22 protein-coding genes and 1 pseudogene are annotated in these 17,896 nt (G+C 67.8%); 6 read left to right on the top strand and 17 right to left on the bottom strand.

The window, feature by feature from the left end; genetic code table 11:
* Positions 1 to 43: 43 nt before the first annotated feature.
* The 4 genes and pseudogenes from rsmA (at position 44) to ACSQ1W_RS13850 (ending at position 2,779) form a co-directional block, all read left to right on the top strand.
* Positions 44 to 832, top strand: a complete 789-nt coding sequence (gene rsmA / locus ACSQ1W_RS13835; RefSeq protein WP_192272623.1) for a 16S rRNA (adenine(1518)-N(6)/adenine(1519)-N(6))-dimethyltransferase RsmA — start codon at positions 44 to 46, stop codon at positions 830 to 832.
* A gap of 58 nt (positions 833 to 890) precedes the next feature.
* Positions 891 to 1,271, top strand: coding sequence for a Co2+/Mg2+ efflux protein ApaG (gene apaG / locus ACSQ1W_RS13840; RefSeq protein WP_436044245.1), 381 nt, complete (start codon positions 891 to 893; stop codon positions 1,269 to 1,271).
* Positions 1,272 to 1,283: 12 nt separating this feature from the next.
* A pseudogene (locus ACSQ1W_RS13845) lies at positions 1,284 to 2,129 on the top strand (symmetrical bis(5'-nucleosyl)-tetraphosphatase); the annotation flags it as partial.
* 11 nt (positions 2,130 to 2,140) lie between these two features.
* On the top strand, positions 2,141 to 2,779 hold the full coding sequence (locus ACSQ1W_RS13850; RefSeq protein WP_436044247.1) for a DUF1287 domain-containing protein: 639 nt from the start codon (positions 2,141 to 2,143) through the stop codon (positions 2,777 to 2,779).
* Here ACSQ1W_RS13850 and ACSQ1W_RS13855 read toward each other — a convergent pair.
* The 8 genes from ACSQ1W_RS13855 to ACSQ1W_RS13890 all read right to left on the bottom strand — a co-directional run bounded on the left by ACSQ1W_RS13855 (position 2,776) and on the right by ACSQ1W_RS13890 (position 8,415).
* On the bottom strand, positions 2,776 to 3,273 hold the full coding sequence (locus ACSQ1W_RS13855; protein WP_436044248.1) for a dihydrofolate reductase: 498 nt from the start codon (positions 3,271 to 3,273) through the stop codon (positions 2,776 to 2,778). The two genes, ACSQ1W_RS13850 and ACSQ1W_RS13855, sit on opposite strands and share 4 nt — an antisense overlap.
* A gap of 6 nt (positions 3,274 to 3,279) precedes the next feature.
* The gene (locus ACSQ1W_RS13860; protein ID WP_192272633.1) at positions 3,280 to 4,074 is read right to left on the bottom strand and encodes a thymidylate synthase; all 795 of its coding nucleotides are present in this window, start codon (positions 4,072 to 4,074) and stop codon (positions 3,280 to 3,282) included.
* Positions 4,075 to 4,096: 22 nt separating this feature from the next.
* Entirely contained in the window at positions 4,097 to 4,984 is an 888-nt protein-coding gene (gene lgt / locus ACSQ1W_RS13865) for a prolipoprotein diacylglyceryl transferase (protein WP_436044249.1), read from the bottom strand.
* Positions 4,985 to 5,067: 83 nt separating this feature from the next.
* Entirely contained in the window at positions 5,068 to 5,559 is a 492-nt protein-coding gene (locus ACSQ1W_RS13870) for a TPM domain-containing protein (RefSeq protein WP_436044251.1), read from the bottom strand.
* Positions 5,559 to 6,452 (bottom strand): TPM domain-containing protein, encoded by an 894-nt coding sequence (locus ACSQ1W_RS13875; protein WP_436044252.1) that lies wholly within the window; start codon positions 6,450 to 6,452, stop codon positions 5,559 to 5,561. Before ACSQ1W_RS13875 ends, ACSQ1W_RS13870 begins: the two co-directional genes overlap by 1 nt.
* A gap of 19 nt (positions 6,453 to 6,471) precedes the next feature.
* Positions 6,472 to 7,119, bottom strand: a complete 648-nt coding sequence (locus ACSQ1W_RS13880) for a LemA family protein (protein WP_436044253.1) — start codon at positions 7,117 to 7,119, stop codon at positions 6,472 to 6,474.
* 151 nt (positions 7,120 to 7,270) lie between these two features.
* Positions 7,271 to 8,002 carry a TerC family protein gene (locus ACSQ1W_RS13885; protein WP_225589504.1) on the bottom strand — a complete coding sequence of 244 codons (732 nt, stop codon included), beginning with the start codon at positions 8,000 to 8,002 and terminating at the stop codon, positions 7,271 to 7,273.
* Between the two features lie 32 nt (positions 8,003 to 8,034).
* A complete protein-coding gene (locus ACSQ1W_RS13890) occupies positions 8,035 to 8,415 on the bottom strand; it encodes a diacylglycerol kinase (protein ID WP_436044254.1) in 381 nt (126 codons plus the stop codon).
* 233 nt (positions 8,416 to 8,648) lie between these two features.
* Here ACSQ1W_RS13890 and ACSQ1W_RS13895 point away from each other — a divergent pair, with 233 nt between their 5' ends.
* The gene (locus ACSQ1W_RS13895; RefSeq protein WP_436046190.1) at positions 8,649 to 9,353 is read left to right on the top strand and encodes an SGNH/GDSL hydrolase family protein; all 705 of its coding nucleotides are present in this window, start codon (positions 8,649 to 8,651) and stop codon (positions 9,351 to 9,353) included.
* A 21-nt stretch (positions 9,354 to 9,374) separates the two neighbouring features.
* Here the strand turns inward: ACSQ1W_RS13895 and ACSQ1W_RS13900 are convergent, their stop codons facing one another.
* The 8 genes from ACSQ1W_RS13900 to ACSQ1W_RS13935 all read right to left on the bottom strand — a co-directional run bounded on the left by ACSQ1W_RS13900 (position 9,375) and on the right by ACSQ1W_RS13935 (position 17,108).
* Positions 9,375 to 9,752 carry a VOC family protein gene (locus ACSQ1W_RS13900; protein ID WP_436044255.1) on the bottom strand — a complete coding sequence of 126 codons (378 nt, stop codon included), beginning with the start codon at positions 9,750 to 9,752 and terminating at the stop codon, positions 9,375 to 9,377.
* Positions 9,731 to 10,447: an RNA polymerase sigma factor gene (locus tag ACSQ1W_RS13905; RefSeq protein ID WP_436044256.1), complete on the bottom strand. Its 717-nt coding sequence runs from the start codon at positions 10,445 to 10,447 to the stop codon at positions 9,731 to 9,733. The genes ACSQ1W_RS13900 and ACSQ1W_RS13905 overlap by 22 nt, the downstream gene beginning before the upstream one ends.
* On the bottom strand, positions 10,448 to 11,404 hold the full coding sequence (locus ACSQ1W_RS13910) for an isoaspartyl peptidase/L-asparaginase family protein (protein WP_436044257.1): 957 nt from the start codon (positions 11,402 to 11,404) through the stop codon (positions 10,448 to 10,450).
* 77 nt (positions 11,405 to 11,481) lie between these two features.
* On the bottom strand, positions 11,482 to 12,723 hold the full coding sequence (locus ACSQ1W_RS13915; RefSeq protein ID WP_192272653.1) for an ABC transporter permease: 1,242 nt from the start codon (positions 12,721 to 12,723) through the stop codon (positions 11,482 to 11,484).
* The gene (locus tag ACSQ1W_RS13920) at positions 12,720 to 13,451 is read right to left on the bottom strand and encodes an ABC transporter ATP-binding protein (RefSeq protein ID WP_436044258.1); all 732 of its coding nucleotides are present in this window, start codon (positions 13,449 to 13,451) and stop codon (positions 12,720 to 12,722) included. The genes ACSQ1W_RS13915 and ACSQ1W_RS13920 overlap by 4 nt, the downstream gene beginning before the upstream one ends.
* The gene (locus tag ACSQ1W_RS13925) at positions 13,448 to 14,986 is read right to left on the bottom strand and encodes an efflux RND transporter periplasmic adaptor subunit (protein ID WP_436044259.1); all 1,539 of its coding nucleotides are present in this window, start codon (positions 14,984 to 14,986) and stop codon (positions 13,448 to 13,450) included. Before ACSQ1W_RS13925 ends, ACSQ1W_RS13920 begins: the two co-directional genes overlap by 4 nt.
* A gap of 96 nt (positions 14,987 to 15,082) precedes the next feature.
* On the bottom strand, positions 15,083 to 16,357 hold the full coding sequence (locus ACSQ1W_RS13930) for a sensor histidine kinase (RefSeq protein ID WP_192272659.1): 1,275 nt from the start codon (positions 16,355 to 16,357) through the stop codon (positions 15,083 to 15,085).
* Between the two features lie 49 nt (positions 16,358 to 16,406).
* Complete coding sequence (locus ACSQ1W_RS13935; protein WP_056879702.1) at positions 16,407 to 17,108, bottom strand: response regulator transcription factor; 702 nt, start codon at positions 17,106 to 17,108, stop codon at positions 16,407 to 16,409.
* Positions 17,109 to 17,236: 128 nt separating this feature from the next.
* Between ACSQ1W_RS13935 and ACSQ1W_RS13940 the strand changes: the two genes are divergently transcribed.
* Complete coding sequence (locus tag ACSQ1W_RS13940) at positions 17,237 to 17,575, top strand: DMT family protein (protein ID WP_436044261.1); 339 nt, start codon at positions 17,237 to 17,239, stop codon at positions 17,573 to 17,575.
* Between the two features lie 9 nt (positions 17,576 to 17,584).
* On the opposite strand, the gene ACSQ1W_RS13945 is transcribed toward ACSQ1W_RS13940, so the two are convergent.
* Positions 17,585 to 17,887 carry an Mpo1-like protein gene (locus tag ACSQ1W_RS13945; RefSeq protein WP_436044262.1) on the bottom strand — a complete coding sequence of 101 codons (303 nt, stop codon included), beginning with the start codon at positions 17,885 to 17,887 and terminating at the stop codon, positions 17,585 to 17,587.
* Between the last annotated feature and the right edge of the window lie 9 nt (positions 17,888 to 17,896).

A 17,896-nucleotide genomic window follows, 5' to 3' on the forward strand; every position in this document is an offset into this window, starting at 1 on the left:
ATCGCCACGGGCGTGCGATGCGGCCTTCCCGCATAATTCCCGCATGTCGCATTTCAAGGCTCCCCCCAAGAAGTCCCTCGGCCAGCACTTCCTGACCGACCGCAGCTACATCGACAAGATCGTGATGGCAGTGAACCCGCAGCCCGGCGACCGGCTGGTGGAGATCGGACCTGGCCAGGGCGCGATCACCTTTCCGCTGCTGCGGAAACATGGCGAGCTGACCGCCATCGAGTTCGACCGCGACCTGATCACGCCGCTGATGGAGGCGTCCGAAGGCGTCGGCCGGCTGACGATCATCCACAAGAACGTGCTGGACGTGGACTTCGGCAAGCTCGCCGGCGACGACAAGCTGCGCCTGGTGGGCAACCTGCCGTACAACCTGTCGTCGCCGATCCTGTTCCATGCGATCGAACACGCCGCGTCGATCCACGACATGGTCTTCATGCTGCAGAAGGAAGTCGTGGACCGCATGGCCGCCGAACCCGGCAGCAAGGTCTATGGCCGCCTCAGCGTGATGTTGCAAGCCTACTGTCGCGTGGATTCGCTGTTCGTCGTGCCGCCGGGCGCCTTCCGTCCGCCGCCGAAAGTCGACTCGGCGGTGGCGCGACTGGTACCGCGCGATGCGTCCGCCGTCGGCATCGCGGACCACCGGCGCTTCGGCGACGTGGTGCGTGCGGCGTTCGGCCAGCGCCGCAAGACCCTGCGCAATGCGCTGGGCGGCACGTGCTCGACCGACCAGATCGAAGCCGCCGGCCTGCGTCCCGATGCGCGCGCCGAACAGATCGAGGTCGAGGGCTTCGTCCGTCTTGCCAACCTGCCGGCGGAAGGCTGACCCACGCTCCACCACGGCGTCGTTTCCGCTTTTACACGCCTTTGCATACACTTCCCGCATGGATTCCCCCGACTACGCCATCGACGTCGATGTCGCGACGCGCTTCCTGGACGATCAGTCCACGCCCGAGGACGGGCGTTACGTGTTCGCGTACACCATCCGCATCCACAACCGCGGCCGTGTGCCCGCGCAGTTGCTGCGCCGTCACTGGGTCATCACCGATGCGAACGGCAAGGTGGAAACCGTGGATGGCGAGGGCGTGGTAGGCGAGCAACCCTGGCTGAGGCCGGGCGAGGATTTCCACTATACGTCCGGCGCCATCCTCGAGACCTCGCTGGGCACCATGCAGGGCCGCTACGACATGCTCGCCGACGACGGCACCCGTTTCGACGCTCCCATCGCCACCTTCACCCTGTCCGTCCCGCGGACGCTGCACTGAGGCCGCGGCGCGATGAGTGTCTGGGCCATCGGCGACCTGCAGGGCTGCTACGACGCCACGCAGCGGCTGCTCGAGAAGATCCGCTTCGATCCCGCGCAGGACCGTCTCTGGTTCTGCGGCGACCTGGTCAACCGCGGCGGCCAGTCGCTGGAAACGCTGCGGCTGGTGTATTCGCTGCGCGAACACAGCACCACGGTGCTGGGCAACCACGACCTGTCGCTGCTGGCCATCGGCGAACGCTCGCCGGACGAACAGCGCAAGGTCAATCCCGACCTGCAACGCGTGGTGCTCGCGGACGACGCACGCGTGCTGCTGGACTGGCTGCGCATGCAGAAGCTGGTGCACGTGGACCGTGAGCTGGGCTGGATGATGGTGCATGCCGGCCTGGCGCCGAAATGGACCACCGCACTGGCCGAAAAGCATGCGCGCGAAGTCGAGCAGCAACTGCACGGCAACGCCTATCGCAAGCTGTTCCGCAACATGTACGGCGACAAGCCCAACTGGGCGCCGCACCTGTCGGGCCACGACCGTTCGCGCGCCATCATCAACGTGCTTACCCGCATGCGTTACTGCACGCCGCGTGGCCGTATGGCGATCGAGGAAAAGGGCGCACCCGGCCGCCAGGCGCAGGGCCTGTATCCCTGGTACGAAGTGCCAGGCCGTGCCGAGCGCGATCTGAAGATCGTCTGCGGCCACTGGTCCACGCTGGGCCTGATGATCGGGCATGGTGTGCATGCGATCGATACCGGCGCCGTGTGGGGCGGCAAGCTCACCGCATTGCAGCTGGATACGGACGATGTCCGCCTCGTGCAGGTGCCCGGTCGCGACGTCCCGCCACCGCCCAAGGGCGAACTGCCGAAGGACTGAGCATGCGACGGGCGCGGCTATCGACGCTGTGCCTGATCCTGCTGGCGCTCACGGCCTGCCGCGATGAGACGCCGGTCGCCGTCGACACCGCTCCGGATGCGCCTCCCGCCACCTCGCCCCCGCTGGTCGCCGCGGCACGTGCGCAGATCGGCGTGGTCCGCGTGTACGACCCGGCCTACTTCAGCCTGTCGTACCCCGGCGGCGATGTGCCGTCCGATCGCGGCGTCTGTACGGACGTGGTCATACGCGCGCTACGCACACGGGGACTGGACCTGCAGCAGGCGATCCACGACGACATGCGTATTCACTTCGATGGATACCCGAATCTGTGGGGGCTGGTCCGTCCAGATCGCAACATCGATCATCGACGCGTTCCCAACCAGATGCTCTGGTTCGAACGACAGGGATGGCAGCAGGCCATTGGCGGTTCGGCGGACGATTTCTCGCCCGGCGACATCGTCGTCTGGAAGCTCACGGGCAGCGGCCTGCTGCATATCGGCATCGTGTCGGACCGGCGCAGTCGTGATGGCACACCGCTGATCCTGCACAACATCAACGCCGGCACGCAGGAAGACGACCTGCTGTTCCAGCACGCGATCATCGGCCACTATCGTCCACCGGCGGCGCTGTCGCGCGGCTAGCGCGCGCGGTGGTACTCCACGAAGTCGAACGCCAGTGCGTGCTTCGCATCGACGCCGTGGGGTTCTCGGGCGACCTCGCGCCAATCCGCAGGATCGAACATGGGGAAGAACGCGTGGGCATCGTCGACGATCGTGTCGACCTCGGTCACATGCAACACGTCGGCGCGGTCCAGCGTCAGCGCATAGACCTCGCCACCGCCGATCACGCACAGCTCTTCCGCCTCCTGTCCGGCTGCGATACCGATCGCCTCATCGACCGACATCACCGCCTGCATGCCGTCGAACGGCACGCGACCGCTGCGGGTCAGCACCAGGTTGAGTCGTCCGGGAAGCGCACGGCCGAGCGACTCGGCCGTTTTGCGCCCCATGAGCACCGGCTTGCCGAGCGTCAGCGCCTTGAAGCGCTTCAGGTCGTCGGGCAGGCGCCAGGGAAGATCATTGTCGCGACCGATGGCGCGGTGACGGTCCAGCGCGACGACCAGCGAGATCCGCATCGCGGCTCAGACCGCCACCGGCGCCTTGATCGCCGGAAGCGGGTCGTAACCATGGATCTCGATGTCGTCGAAGGTGAAGCCGAACAGGTCGGTGACGTCAGGATTGAGGTGCAGCTTCGGTAGCGCACGCGGCGTGCGCGACAGCTGCTCGCGCGCCTGCTCGTAGTGGTTGGAATACAGGTGCGCATCACCGAGCGTGTGCACGAAGTCGCCCACGCCCAGGCCCGTCGCCTGCGCCACCATGTGCGTCAGCAGCGCGTAGCTGGCGATGTTGAACGGCACGCCCAGGAAGATGTCGCCGCTGCGCTGGTACAGCTGGCAGCTGAGCTTGCCGTCCACCACGTAGAACTGGAACAGCGAATGGCACGGCATCAACGCCATCTTCGGCAGCTCGGCCACGTTCCACGCACTGATCACCAGACGGCGCGAGTCGGGGTTGCGCTTGATCTCGTCCACCAGCCACTGCATCTGGTCGATGGTCTTTCCATCCGCGCCTTCCCAGCTGCGCCACTGTTTGCCGTACACCGGCCCCAGTTCGCCATGCTCGTCGGCCCACTCGTCCCAGATGCTGACCTTGTTGTCCTTGAGGTAGGCGATGTTGGTCTCGCCCTTCAGGAACCACAGCAGTTCATGGATGATCGAGCGCAGGTGCAGCTTCTTGGTGGTGACCAACGGGAAGCCTTCGTTGAGGTCGAAGCGCATCTGCCAGCCGAACACGCTGCGCGTGCCGGTGCCGGTGCGGTCGGACTTCTCGGCGCCCTGCTCAAGCACGTGGCGCAACAGGTCGAGATACTGCTTCATGGCTTGGCTCCGGTGAAGGGCGTCATGCGGTTTCCTTGCCGGCGGCCGGCGCAGGCACGACAGGCTGCAGCGTCGGTGCGCGACGCGACAGCCACAGCAGGTACAGGCCCAGCAGCACCAGCGGCAGGCTGAGGATCTGGCCCTTGGTCAACCAGCCCCACGCGACATAGTGGCCTTCGTCCGGCACGCGCACGAACTCCACCAGGAAGCGGAACACGCCGTACATCAATGCGAACAGGCCGGAGACGAGATAGCGCGGACGCGGCTTGCGCGATACCAGCCACAGCACGGCGAACATCACCAGTCCTTCGAGAAAGGCCTGGTAGAGCTGCGAGGGATGGCGGGCGAACGGGTCGAGCGCGCCGGCGGCGTACTGCGCCTGCAACTGGGCGGCATCCAGCGAACGCAGCGCCGGATCGGTCGGGAAAATCACGCCCCAGCCCGCGTCTGTCGGCTTGCCCCACAGCTCCGCACCGATGAAATTGCCGAGGCGGCCGAAGCCCAGCCCCGGCGGCACCAGCGGCGCCACGAAATCCATCGTGTCGAAGAAATGCAGCCGGTGCTTGCGCGACCACCACAGCGCTGCGGCCATCACGCCGAGCAGACCGCCGTGGAAACTCATGCCGCCTTCCCACACCTTGAAGATCGACAGTGGATTGTCGAGGAAGGTGCCGAAGCCGTAGAACAAGACGTAGCCGATGCGTCCGCCCAGCACCACGCCGAGCATGGCGTAGAACAACAGATCGGAGAACGCGTCCGCGTTGACGCCAGGCAGCCGGCCCTGCGACGCCCGCAGGCGCCCCAGCCACCAGGCCGTGATGAACGCGAGCAGGTACATCAGGCCGTACCAGTGCAGCTTGACCGGACCCAGCGAGAAGATGATCGGATCGATCTGGTGGAGGTAGATCATGCGCCTCGGCGTGGCCGGTGGAGATGGGCTATTTTGCCCCAGCCGGTCCGCGCGTGGATGACCACGGACCGCACCGACGCCCCTCAATCCAGCAGATGGGGCCGATTGGGCAATTCATCCTCATCCTGCTGTCCGTCGGGCTGCGGGAAATGCCGCGCCAAGTGATCCGACACGGCGCGGATGCCTTCCAGGATCGCCTGCTCGGGATGGTCTGCCCGCATCTCCGCCTCGATCAGGCGGCACACCGCAGCCCATTCCGCGTCGCTCACGCGCCCGGTCAGTCCGCGGTCGGCCACGATCTCGATCCGGTGATCGGCCAGCAGCAGGTAGATCAGCACGCCATTGTTGGCGTCGGTGTCCCAGGTGCGCAGGCGGACGAACGCTTCGTGCGCGCGCTCCCGCGCCTGCGTGCCGGCCAGCAACGCGCCGGGCGGCAGACTGGACTCCACCGCGAACATGACCTCGCCGCGATGCCTGCGTTCACCGTCGGCGATCGCCTGGGTGATGCGCTGCAGGCTGTGCTCCGGGAACAGCCTGCGCGACGACGGCGCGAACAGATGGCGCAGCAGCCTCATCACCAGCTCCCCGAGGCGCCACCGCCTCCCGACATGCCGCCACCGCCGCCCCAGCCGCCGCCTCCTCCGAAGCCGCCACCGCCGCCGCCGAATCCGCCACCTCCCCACCCGCCTCCGCCGAATCCGCCCCAGCCGCCATGGCGCGCGTAGCGCCCGGACGAGACCAAGAACAGGCCGTAGAACAGCCCCATGATGCCCGCGAAGGCCGCCAGGGGAATGACCGACGACAGCAGCATCGTCACGCCTCCGGCCGCGCCGCCGGTGAATGCACTGCGCAACAGGCGCGGCGCCTTGCCGAACACGCCACGGACCAGCGTGGCGACAACGAACGCCGCGAACAGGGCGAACAATCCGCCACTGCCCGCGGGCGCTTCGCCATCGCCGCCCCGGTGGGTGCTGACCGGTGCCGGCAGCGCTTCGCCATCGACGAGCTTCACCAGCACGGCGGTCGCGTCGCCGATCCCGCCGGCGAAGTCGCCCGCGCGGAACTTCGGCACCAGGTACTCCTGGATGATGCGATTGGCGACGGCATCGGGGATGGCGCCTTCGAGACCGTAACCGGGATGGATGCGCACGCGCCGGTCGTCCTTGGCGACCACCAGGATCACGCCGTCGTCCACGCCCTTGCGCCCCAGCTTCCACTGGTCGAACACGCGCTGGGTGTAGTCGAAGATGTCTTCCGGCTGCGTGCTGGGCACGATCAGTACCTGCAGCTGGCTGCCCTTGCGCTGCTGCAAGGCCAGCGCCTGCGCTTCCAGCTGCTGCTTCTGTGCGGCATCCAGCGTGCCGGTGGTGTCGACCACCGGCGAATCGAGTGCGGGGATGGGCGCGAGCGACTGCGCCCCGGCGGGCACGACGATCAGCAGCAGGCAGAACGCCAGCGCGCGGAGCATGGGAAGGCTACGTCGCCGCTCAGTTGTCCGGCGACGGCGCGGGCGGCGGTGTCGGTTGCTGCGGCGCGGCCGGTGCAGGCGGCGGCGAGCCGAAATCCACCGCCGGCGCTTCCGAGATCGCCGCCTCGTTCTGGACGGAGAAGTTCGGCTTTTCCTTCGCGCCGGTGATCTTGGCGGTGATCAGTTGCGGGAACTGGCGGATGTAGGTGTTGTAGTCCTGCACCAGCTGGATGTAGCGGCCGCGCGCGACGGTGATGCGGTTCTCGGTGCCCTCCAGCTGCGCCTGCAGGTCGCGGAAAGACTGGTCGGATTTCAGGTTCGGGTAGTTCTCGGTGACCATCAACAGCCGGTTCAACGCGCCGGACAACTCGCCCTGCGCCTGCTGGAACTGCTGCAGCGACGCGGCATCGTCGGCGTTGACCTGGATCTGGCCGACGCGCGCACGTGCGTTGGTCACGTCGGTCAGCACCTGGCGCTCCTGCTGGGCGTAGCCCTGCACGGTCTTGACCAGGTTCGGAATCAGGTCCGCACGGCGCTTGTACTGGTTGAGCACCTCGGACCAGCCGGCCTTCACCGCTTCGTCCTTCTGCTGGATGGCGTTGTAGCCGCAGCCGGACAGCAACGCGACGAGCACGACGAGCAACCACAGACGCGACACCTGGCGCATGGCACGGCACTCCATTGAAGGACGCGCCGATTGCAGCACCTCGCCCGGAACCGTGCAAGCACCGTCATGGCCGCGCAGGGTTGTTACCGGATCGTGAAAAGCGAAGGGCTCCCGTCGGGAGCCCTTCGTGCACGATCTCCGCCGCGTGCGCTTACTCGCGCAGCATGCGCTGGTTGGCGCGCTTCTTCGCCCACAGGTTGAGGCACTCCACCACGGCGGAGAAGCCCATCGCGCCGTACAGGTAGCCCTTCTCGATGTGCAGCTCGAAGCCATCCAGCAGCAGGTAAGCACCGACGGCCACGATGAAGGCCAGCGCCAGCATCTTGATGGTCGGGTTGTTGTCGATGAACTGGCCCAGCGGCTTGGCCGCCAGCAGCATGACCATCACCGCCAGCAGGATCGCGGCCACCATCACCGGCGTGTGATTGGCCATGCCGACCGCCGCGATCACCGAGTCCAGCGAGAACACGATGTCGATGACGGCGATCTGCGCGATCACGCCGGCGAACGACACGGCCGGACGCGTGTGCACGTCTTCCGAATCCGGCTCGCCCTTCACCAGTTCCAGGATTTCCTTGGTGCCCTTCACCAGCAGGAACAGGCCGCCGATGATCAGCACCAGGTCGCGCACCGAGATGCCCTGGCCGAACACGGTGAACAGGTCGGCGGTCAGGCCCGCCAGCCAGGCCAGCGTCAGCAGCAGCAGGATGCGGGTGATGCACGCCACCGCGATGCCGAACTTGCGCGCGACCTCGCGCTGGTGAGGCGGCAGCTTGCTGACCGCGATGGAAATGAAGACCAGGTTGTCGATGCCCAGCACGATCTCGATCGCGCTCAGCGTGACCAGCGTGATCCACACCTGGGGATCGGAAAGCAGTTCCATCATCGGGGAGTACCTTGGTTCAGATCAGAAAGTCAGAGATAGCGGGGTGCGAGGATCAGACCCCAGCACAGCAGTACGTTCATCATCAGCACGAAGACGGCGGCGGAGCCCATGTCCTTCGCGCGACCGGCGAGTTCGTGGTGCTCGGGGCCGTAGCGCTCGATCACCGCTTCCACCGCGGAATTCAACAGTTCGGCCGCCAGCACCAGCAGGCAGCTGCCGATCATCACGGCGCGTTCCAGCCCGCTCCCCCCGAGCCACAGCGCCAGCGGCGCCAGGACGACCAGCAGGTACACCTCCAGGCGGAACGAGGATTCGTGCACCCACGCCGCACGCAGTCCCTGCAGCGACCAGACGGCGGCCTTGAGGATGCGGCCCGGGCCGCGGGGGAGATGTCCGATTTCGTCAGCCATGGGCAGGTCGATGCGAAGGAGGCCCCGCATCGTCCCCGGCCGGCCAGGTGGTGCCTGGGCCAGCAGGGGTCGGATCGGGTGGAACCGGCGCAGGTGGCGCGCCAAGGTGGCGATTTTGCCACAAGGTGCCCCCGCGCCGGTTTGCATCACCCGTCCCCGGCTGGTCCACTAGGTGCGACCTGCCCCCGAGGAGCCCTTCCCCCGTGACGTTCCTGAACTCCCTTCGCCTGCCCCTGTCCGCGCTCGCCCTGGTCGCCGTGCTGGCCGCCTGCGCGGGCAGCCCGCTCGCGACCTCCGACGCGCCGTCCGCCCCCCCCGCGAAGACCGCCCCCCGCATTCCGGACCAGGTCTCCAACGCGGCCTGGGAGACCGACATGCAGCGCTTCGCAGCCGAAGATGCGCAGTCGCCGCCGCCGCGGGGCGGTGTGGTGTTCACCGGCAGTTCGTCGATCCGCCTGTGGGACACGCTGGCGCAGGACTTCCCGGGTGTGCCGGTGATCAACCGCGGCTTCGGCGGATCCGAACTGCGCGACAGCACCTGGTACGCGGACCGCACCATCGTGCGATACGCGCCCCGGCAGATCCTGATCTACGCCGGCGACAACGATCTGAATTCGGGCCGCTCGCCGCAGCAGCTGCGCGCGGACTTCATCGCCTTCGTCGAACGCGTGCGCCGCGACCTGCCGAAGGCGGAGATCGCCTATATCAGCACCAAGCCCAGCCCGTCGCGCGCGCAGCTGCTGCCCGCGCAACGTGAAGCGAACGCGCTGGTAGCCGCGGAAGCGAAACGTCTGGGCGTGGATTACATCGACGTCTTCACGCCGATGCTGGACACCGCCGGCCAGCCGAACGAGGCGCTCTTCATCGACGACCGCCTGCACATGAATGCCGCCGGCTACGACATCTGGCAGCGGGTGATCACCCCCTACGTGAAGTGACCACCCGCCCGCGCCGGCGGATCACCGTCGGCGCGGCGCGCCTTCGTTCTGGTGCAGGCTCAGCACGTTGCCGTCCGGATCGAGGAAGTCCAGCGACAGCCCGCCATCGGGCGATTCGCTGACCGGCACCACGATCTCCACGCCCTTCGCGGCCAGCGCCTCGGCATGGTCGTCGATGCCGCCGTCGAGGCTGAAGACGACGACCGGCGATTCGCCTGGTCGCGCCGGGCGCGCGATGAACACCAGCGCCAGTTCGCCGACTTCGCCCATCGCGAACGGACCGTCGTGCCCGTCCATGGCGTCGATGGGCAGACCCAGGGTGTCGCGGTAGAACGCCACCGACCGGGCCAGGTCGGAGACGAAGAACACGATGGCGCCTACCTTGCAGTGCGTGAGCATGGGATGTCCTCCTGTGTGATTCCCTTCTGTCCGTTGCCGCGGGAAGGCGATGTGTGAGCACCGGCATCGATCAGGATCAGATGCCCGTCCGGGTCGTGCGTTCCCAGGCCCTCGCCCGCCTGCATCGCGGCCTTCAGCGCGCGCCGGGCCAGGCCGAAGGCGAGGTCGACGCGGCGGGCGGGATCGCGCATATGCGCCAGCGCGATGCTGTCGGCGCGCACCGTCGGGGACTGCGCGGCGAGCGTCTTGCGGATGCGGGTCAGGCGCTGCCGGAACGCCGTCGGCTCGATCCGCAGGATCCAGCGGATTTCGTCCGCCGACAGCCCGTGTAGCGCCAGCACGACCAGCCGGCGCGCGGAAGGCGGCAGCGTCCTGAGCCAGAGCAGCTGCGTCACCGGATGTGCAGCTTCTCCGAGCGTCGCGGGATCGGCGGCATCCTCCACGTCGAGGTCCGCTTGTGCTTCGCGCCGGCGCCGACGGACCGCCGTGCGTGCGGCCATCGCCGCTTGGCGACGGAGTACGCCGGACAGCCAGGGCAGGTCATGCCGTCCGGCGACCACGCCGGCGAGCAGCGTGTCCTGCACCAGGTCCTCCGCCTCGTCCGCACGACGGCACAGCCGCAACGCCTGCGCGCGCAGGGTGCGATAGACCGCCAGCGTCAGTGCTTCTCCTCGGCCTTCCGACGATGCCGTCACTCAGACGTCCTGGTAGATGGCGGTGCCGCGCGTGCCGTCCGGCCGCACCCAGCCGCGGTACATGCCGCGCGTATTGAGCACGAGCGCGAGATTGCCGTCGCGGTCCACCGCGATCGCACCACCGTCGCCGCCATGTTGCGGCACCTCGCCGAGAATGACGTCTTCCACCGCATCGCGCAGACGATCGCCGCGGTAGGCGACGCGTGCGGCGATGTCGTGGGCCGCCGCGTTGCGGATGTAGAACTCGCCCCAGCCACTGCACGATACCGCGCAGCGTGCATCGGCCCAGGTGCCGGCGCCGATCACCGGCGAGTCGCCGACACGCCCCCAGCGCTTGTTGGTCATGCCGCCGGTGGAGGTCGCGGCCGCCAGGTGTCCGCGGCTGTCCAGGGCCACCGCACCGACCGTGCCGAAGTACTTGCCGCGCAGGTCGTCGTTGGCGTGCCAGGCCTGTTGCTCGCGTTGCTGCGCATCGCGCAGTTGCACGCGCCGCGCCTCGGTCGAGAACCAGCCGTTCGGCACGCGCTCGATGGCCGGCTGGGTGTCGGCGAACTGCTCGGCGCCGTCGCCGATCAGGAACACGTGCGGCGAATCCTCCAGCACACGCCGTGCCAGCCGCACGGGATGGCGCACGGTCATCACGCCCGCGACCGAGCCGGCGCGACGGTGTCGTCCGTCCATGATCGAGGCATCGAGTTCGTGCCGGCCTTCGGCGGTGAACACCGACCCGCGCCCGGCGTTGAAATGCGGCGAATCCTCGAGCACGGCCACCGCGGCTTCCACAGCGTCGAGCGCGGCACCGCCCGTGGCGAGGATGGCATGGCCGGCATCGAGCGCACGCGCGAGTTCGGCGTGGATCGCGTTTTCCAGGTCGGCGCCCAGGCTGCCCGGTTCGATCACGCCGGCACCCCCATGGATGGCGAGTGCAAGCGGCCGGCGGGACGAATGCGGGCTCATGGCGCAGGCACCACCGGAAGGCGCGACGGGACTTCAGCATACTCCCGCCGTCGCGCCGCACCAGCCCCGCGGATGGCCTATTGCGAGCGCAGCGCCTCGATGGGATCGAGCTGCGACGCCTTGCGTGCAGGGTAGTAGCCGAAGAACAGGCCGGTGGCGATCGAGAAGCCCGCGGCAAGCCCGATGACCTGCCCGTTCAACGCGACCGGCAGTTCGCTGAACTGCCCCACCAGCAGCGCACCGACGACGCCGATGACGATGCCCAGCACGCCGCCGCCGAGCGACAGCAGCATGGCCTCGGCAAGGAACTGCCGGCGCACGTCGCCCGGCCCGGCGCCCACCGCCATGCGCAGGCCGATCTCGCGGATGCGCTCGGTCACCGACACCAGCATGATGTTCATGATGCCGATGCCGCCGACGATCAGCGAGATGGTCGCCACCGCGCCCAGCAGCAGCGACATCAGCTTGGTGGTGGCGGTGCGCGTGGCGACGATCTCGGAGATGTTGCGGACGTTGAAGTCGTCCTCTTCGCCCGGACTGATCTTGTGGCGCTGGCGCAGCAGCGCTTCCACTTCGCCCTGCACGTAGCCGAGGTCCTTGGCGTCGGCCACGGTCAACGCGACCTGCTGCACGGCACCCGGCGGCAGGCCCATCGAGCCCATCAGGCGGCGGCGCGCGGTCTCCAGCGGCACCATCATCACGTCGTCCTGGTCCTGGCCGAAGCCGCCCTGCCCTTTCGGTGCCAGCGTGCCGACGACGGTGAACGGCACGCGCCCCAGGCGCACGGTCTGGCCGATGCCGCTGTCCTCGCCGAACAGGGTGCGCCGGACCGTCTCGCCCAGGATCACCACCTTGTCGGCGCTGGAATAGTCCTGCGCATCGAAGCCTTCGCCGTTGGCGATGACCCAGCTGTTGATGTCGAAGAAGTCGGCCTGCACACCCTGCCAGCTGGTCGAGGCATTGTTCTCGGCGAACACGATCTGGGTGTTGCCCCGCAACGCGCCGGCCACGTACTGCACTTCCGGGATCTCGTTGCGGATGGCATCCACATCGCCTTCCTTCAGCGTGTAGAAGCTGCTGGAGCTCATGCGCACGCCACCGCCGCCGGGACCGCGGCCGGCGCCCGGGCTGATATCCAGGCGCTGCGAGCCCAGTCCGGAGACCAGCTTGTCGATCTCGGCCTGCGTGCCCTGGCCCACCGACACCATGACGATGACGGCGGCGATGCCGATGATCACGCCCAGCGACGTCAGCGCGCTGCGCATCCAGTTGCCACGCAGCGCGTGCAGCGCGGTGCGAAGGATGTCGGAGAACTTCATGACCGGCCTCCCGCGTGGTCCGTGTCTTCGTGCAGTTCGCCGTCGCGCATCACCAGGATGCGGTCGGCGTGCGCGGCGACTTCCGCGTCGTGTGTGATCAGGATGACGGTATGGCCGTCGTCGCGCAGGCGCTTGAACAGCGCCAGGATCTCCTCGCCGGTCTTGCTGTCCAGTGCGCCGGTCGGTTCGTCGGCCAGCAGGATCGGCGGCTGGTTGATCAGCGCGCGCGCGATGGCGACCCGCTGCTGCTGGCCACCGGACAGTTCATTGGGACGATGACCGGCCCGCTCGGCCAGCCCGACCGCGGCCAGCGCCTGGCGCGCGCGTTCGGCGCGCTCGCCGGGCGGCACCTGCGCATAGCCCAGCGGCATCGCCACGTTGTCCAGCGCCGTCATCCGCGGCAGCAGGTGGAAGCCCTGGAACACGAAGCCGATCTTCTCGCGGCGAAGGATCGCCAACTGCTCGGCGTCCAGCGTGGCCACGTCGATACCGTCGCACAGGTAACGGCCGTCGCTGGGCGTGTCCAGGCAGCCGATCAGGTTCATCAGCGTGGACTTGCCCGACCCGGACGGTCCCATGATGGCGACGAAGTCGCCGCGGTCCACGCGCATGTCCACGCCACGCAGCGCGATCACTTCCGCCTCCGTGCCGGCGGAGTAGACCTTGCCCAGCGCGTGCGTCTGGATGACCGGGATGCGGTCGTCGATGGTCGCGGACGGCGTGCTCATTCCTTCGCGCGCTCGCCCACGACCATCACGTCGCCTTCCTTCACCGCGCCGGACACCTCGGTGCTGGTGCCATCGCTGGCACCCACGCGCACCTGCACCTGCTCGGGCTTGCCGTTGACCAGCTTGTACAGCGGCGCACGCTTGGCGCCGAGCAGCGTGCGCAGTTCGCCATCCCAGCGCTGCTTCTGCGTTTCGTCCAGCGTCGCGCGGAACGGCGCGAAATCCTGCTGCATGCGCTCGGCCATGCGCTGGCGGATCTGTGCCTGCATCGCGCCGCCACCACCGCTGCTGTTGCCGCCGGGGCGCGGGCCACCGCCCGGTCCACCGAACATGCTCGCGCCACCGCGCTGCTGCGCCTGCGCCGCGCGCGCGGCCTGGCGTTCGCGCAATGCCGCCAGCGCCGTATCGAACGCAGCCTGCTGGTCCGGCTTCAGTTGCAGGCTGCCGGCCACTCGCACCAGATCGTCGCTGACGCCGCTGCCGCCTCGGTTCTGGCCGCCCTGCGGGGCCTGCGCGCCGGCGGCGGCGTTGGCTTCCTCGCCCGTCGGCTTGTAGCGCAGCGCCGCGTTGGAGATCTTGAGGATATCGTCGCGCTTGCTGACCTCGATCTCGGCGTTGACGGTCAGGCCGGGCAACAGCGTGCCGTCGCTGTTGTCCACGCTGACCACCACCGGGTAGGTCACCACGTTGCTGGTGGTGGTGGCGGACAGGCGCACCTGCTGCACCTCGCCACGGAACTGGCGGTCGGCAAACGCATCGACGGTGAACGAGACCGATTGGCCGACCTTGACCTGGCCGATGTCGGCCTCGTCGACGGCCAGTTCGATCTTCATCTTCGACAGGTCTTCGGCGATGGTGAACAGTTCCGGCGCCTGCAGGCTGGCCGCCACGGTCTGGCCCGGCTCGATGCTGCGGGTCAGCACCACGCCGTCCACCGGCGAGCGGATGACAGTGCGGTCCAGGTTGACGCGGGTGGTCTGGGTCGATGCGGTCTGCTGGCGGATCGACGCCTGCGCGGCGTTGACCTGCGCGCGCGCCTGGTCGCGCGCGGCGCGGGCCAGGTCGACGTCGCTCTGCGCGACCAGCTTCTGCGTGCCGAGATCGGCCTTGCGGGTGTAGTCCAGCTCGGCGTTCGCCAGCGTGGCCTGGGCCTGCTTCAGGCTGGCCTGCGCATTGGCGATCTGCGCGTTGCCCTGTTCGATCTGGGCCTCGTAGGTGCTCGGGTCGATGCGGGCCAGCACCTCACCCTTCTTCACTTCACTATTGTAGTCGACCAGTACGTCGGTGACCTGGCCGGAGATCTGGCTGCCGACGGTGACCGTGGAAATGGCGCTGAGCGTGCCGGTGGCCGAGATGGCGACGCGGATGTCGCCGCGTTCGACGGTCGCGGTGCGGTAGGCGCTCTCGGCGCCGTCGGCCTGGCGCGCGGTCCAGTACCAGGCCCCCGCGCCGAGGATCGCGACGACAGCGACTCCGAGCAGGATCTTGGGAAGCGGGGATGTCTTGCGGGGAGCGGTGCGTGCTGGCTGGCTCATGCAGTGAGTCGGCTTGGAGAGTGGGAAGTCGGGAACGGGAACGCGCCCGAGGCCGCGGCGTTGACAGCCTGCGGCGCCGGTCAGTTCCCGTATAGATTAAGGAACGAAGCGGATGGTCGCGGTAGTACCGCGACCCAGCTCGCTGTCCAGCTCGATCTTCCAGCCGAAGCGGTCGCACAACCGGCTGACGATCGACAGGCCCAGGCCGCTGCCGTGCGGGCGCGTGGGATCGGCGCGGTAGAAGGGCTCGAACACCCGCACCATCGACTCGGCCGACATGCCGATGCCGGTGTCCCGCACGACCACGCGGTCCGGTTCCAGCAGCACGTCGATGCGGCCACGGTCGGTATAGGCGCAGGCGTTGCGCAGCAAGTTGCTGACGACCACCTGGAACACCCGCGGCGGCGCATGCAGGCGCGGACGCGCGTGCAGCGTGACTTCCAGATCGACCGGCTTGTTGAGCAGCAGCGTGCGCGCGTTCTCGGCCTCGTCCATGACGATGTCGGCCACGTCGAAGTCCTCGCTCTGCGGCTCGACCTCGGCCTCGCGGGCGAGGATCAGGAACGCATCGATCACCGCTTCCATGTCGCGGCCGGCACGCTGGATGCGCTGCAGTGCACGCGCCACGCGCGGCGGCGAATCCTCGGCCATGCCCATGTCGGTGGCCACGCGGATCACCGTCAACGGCGTGCGCAGTTCATGGCTGGCATCGCGGGTGAAGTCGCGCTCACGGGCCACGTGCGCGCTGACGCGCTGGGCCAGCCCATGCAGCGCGGCGGCCAGCTGGCGCGCCTCGCCCTGCACGTCGCTCGGCAGCCGGTCGGGGGCCAGCGCACTGACGTCCGGACGTCGCGGATCCCACTCCGCGACCTGCCGCGCCAGCCAGCTGACCGGCGACACCAGCCGCTTGGAAGCGCGATACGTCAGCCACGACACGAGATAGATCGCGACCAGCGTCATGATGATCGGCACCGTGCCGAAATAGAACGCCAATCGCTCGGCCTGCGAGCGCAGGAACACCAGGTACAGGCGACCCTCGGGCTGCTCGTCGACCAGCACGAGCAGATCGTCGTCCTTCAGTTCGTGGAAGCCGGGCCGCAGCTCGCGCAGGTTTTCCGGCAACACCAGGTTCGAATGCCCCTTCACCACCAGGTAGCCGCGCAGGTTGTGCGTGTTCGGCGGCGGTTGCGCGGTGCTGGCGCTGTAGAGCTGCCAGAAGTGGGTGGCTTCTTCCTGCAGCGCGGTGTTCATCAGGCTGTGCTTGATGACCGCGGAAATCAGGTACACACCCAGCACGATGGCCAGGCTGACCATCACGGCCTGCAGGATGAAGGCGATCCTGAGTTTGCGGGGCAGGCCGTGGTGGCGCATGGGGATTCGTCGGGCGAAGGCGGGAGTATGCCTTGCGCCGACGGCCGGGTCAGCCGATATCGGCGATACGGTAGCCCGCGCTCTGCACCGTGTGCAGCAGCGGCTTGTCGAAGGGTTTGTCGATCACCTTGCGCAGGTTGTACAGGTGGCTGCGCAGCGTGTCCGAGTCCGGCAGTCCGTTGCCCCAGATCTCGCGCTCGATCTCCTGGCGGGTCACCACGCGCGGCGATTCGCGCATCAGGATGGTCAGCAGCCGCAGGCCGATGGGCGACAGCATCAGCTCGGTGCCGCCGCGGGTGGCGCGCATGCTGACCGGGTCCAGCACCAGGTCCGCGACCTTCAGCACCTCGGCGCCCACCTGGCGCCGTTCCCGGCGGATCAGGGCGCGCAACCGGGCTTCCAGTTCCTGGATGGCGAACGGCTTGGTCAGGTAGTCGTCGGCACCGGAACTCAGACCAGTCAGCTTGTCGTCCAGCGTGTCGCGTGCGGTCAGCATCAGGACGGGCGTGGACTTGCGGGCCTCGTTCCTCAGGCGCTTGCACACTTCCATGCCGTCCAGCCGCGGCAGCATCAGGTCCAGGACCAGCACGTCGTAGCTGTTCTCCACCGCCAGGCGGTAGCCGTCCAGGCCGTCGGTGGCGTAGTCGACTTCGAACCCCCGCCCTTCGAGATACTCGCCGATCATCTCGGAAATGTTGCGGTTGTCTTCCACCACCAGCACCAGACCCGCGGTTTCCTGACTGTGTCGCATACCGACTCCTTGAGAGGCTTCAGGTTTGTGAAACTACCGGTCGACCGGTAGACACCGCGTGAAGATGCCCTCTCCATTCAGCCGGCAGTTGGGATTACGCTTCGCCCTCCTCCTCCGACGGCCCTGCCATGATCGACCGCGTCCTGCCCCTCTTCCTGCTGCTGGCGTCCAACGTCTTCATGACGTTCGCCTGGTACGGACACCTCAAGTACAAGTCAGCGCCCCTGTTCGTCGTGATCCTGGCGAGCTGGGGCATCGCCTTCTTCGAGTACATGCTGATGGTGCCGGCCAACCGCATGGGCAGTGCGGTCTACTCGGTGGTGCAGCTGAAGACGATCCAGGAAATCCTGACCCTGCTGGTCTTTGCCGGCTTCAGCACCTGGTACCTGGGCCAGCCGCTGAAGTGGAACCACTACGCCGCCTTCGCCCTGATCGTGGGCGCGGCGTTCCTGATGTTCTACGAGTGAGCAGCCAACTCAGAACCGGATCTTGCCGATGAGGATGTCCTTGAACATCACCCAGTCGCCCGCGAAGGAGTAGAACGGGTGCTTGAAGGTGGCGGGCCGGTTCTTTTCGAAGAAGAAGTGGCCCACCCAGGCGAAGCCGTAGCCGCAGAACAGCGCGGCGAGCAGCCACCACGGGTTGCGTTCGACGATGGCCAGCACCAGCAGCGCGAGCACGCCGCAGCTGCCGATGAAGTGCAGCCGCCGCGAGGTGCGGTTGCTGTGTTCGTTGAGATAGAACGGATAGAACTCGCGGAAGCTGGCGAAGCGGCTCATGTCCTCTCC

Origin of the sequence: Pseudoxanthomonas sp. LjRoot143, from assembly GCF_964252945.1 — a bacterium.
Taxonomy (GTDB): domain Bacteria; phylum Pseudomonadota; class Gammaproteobacteria; order Xanthomonadales; family Xanthomonadaceae; genus Pseudoxanthomonas_A.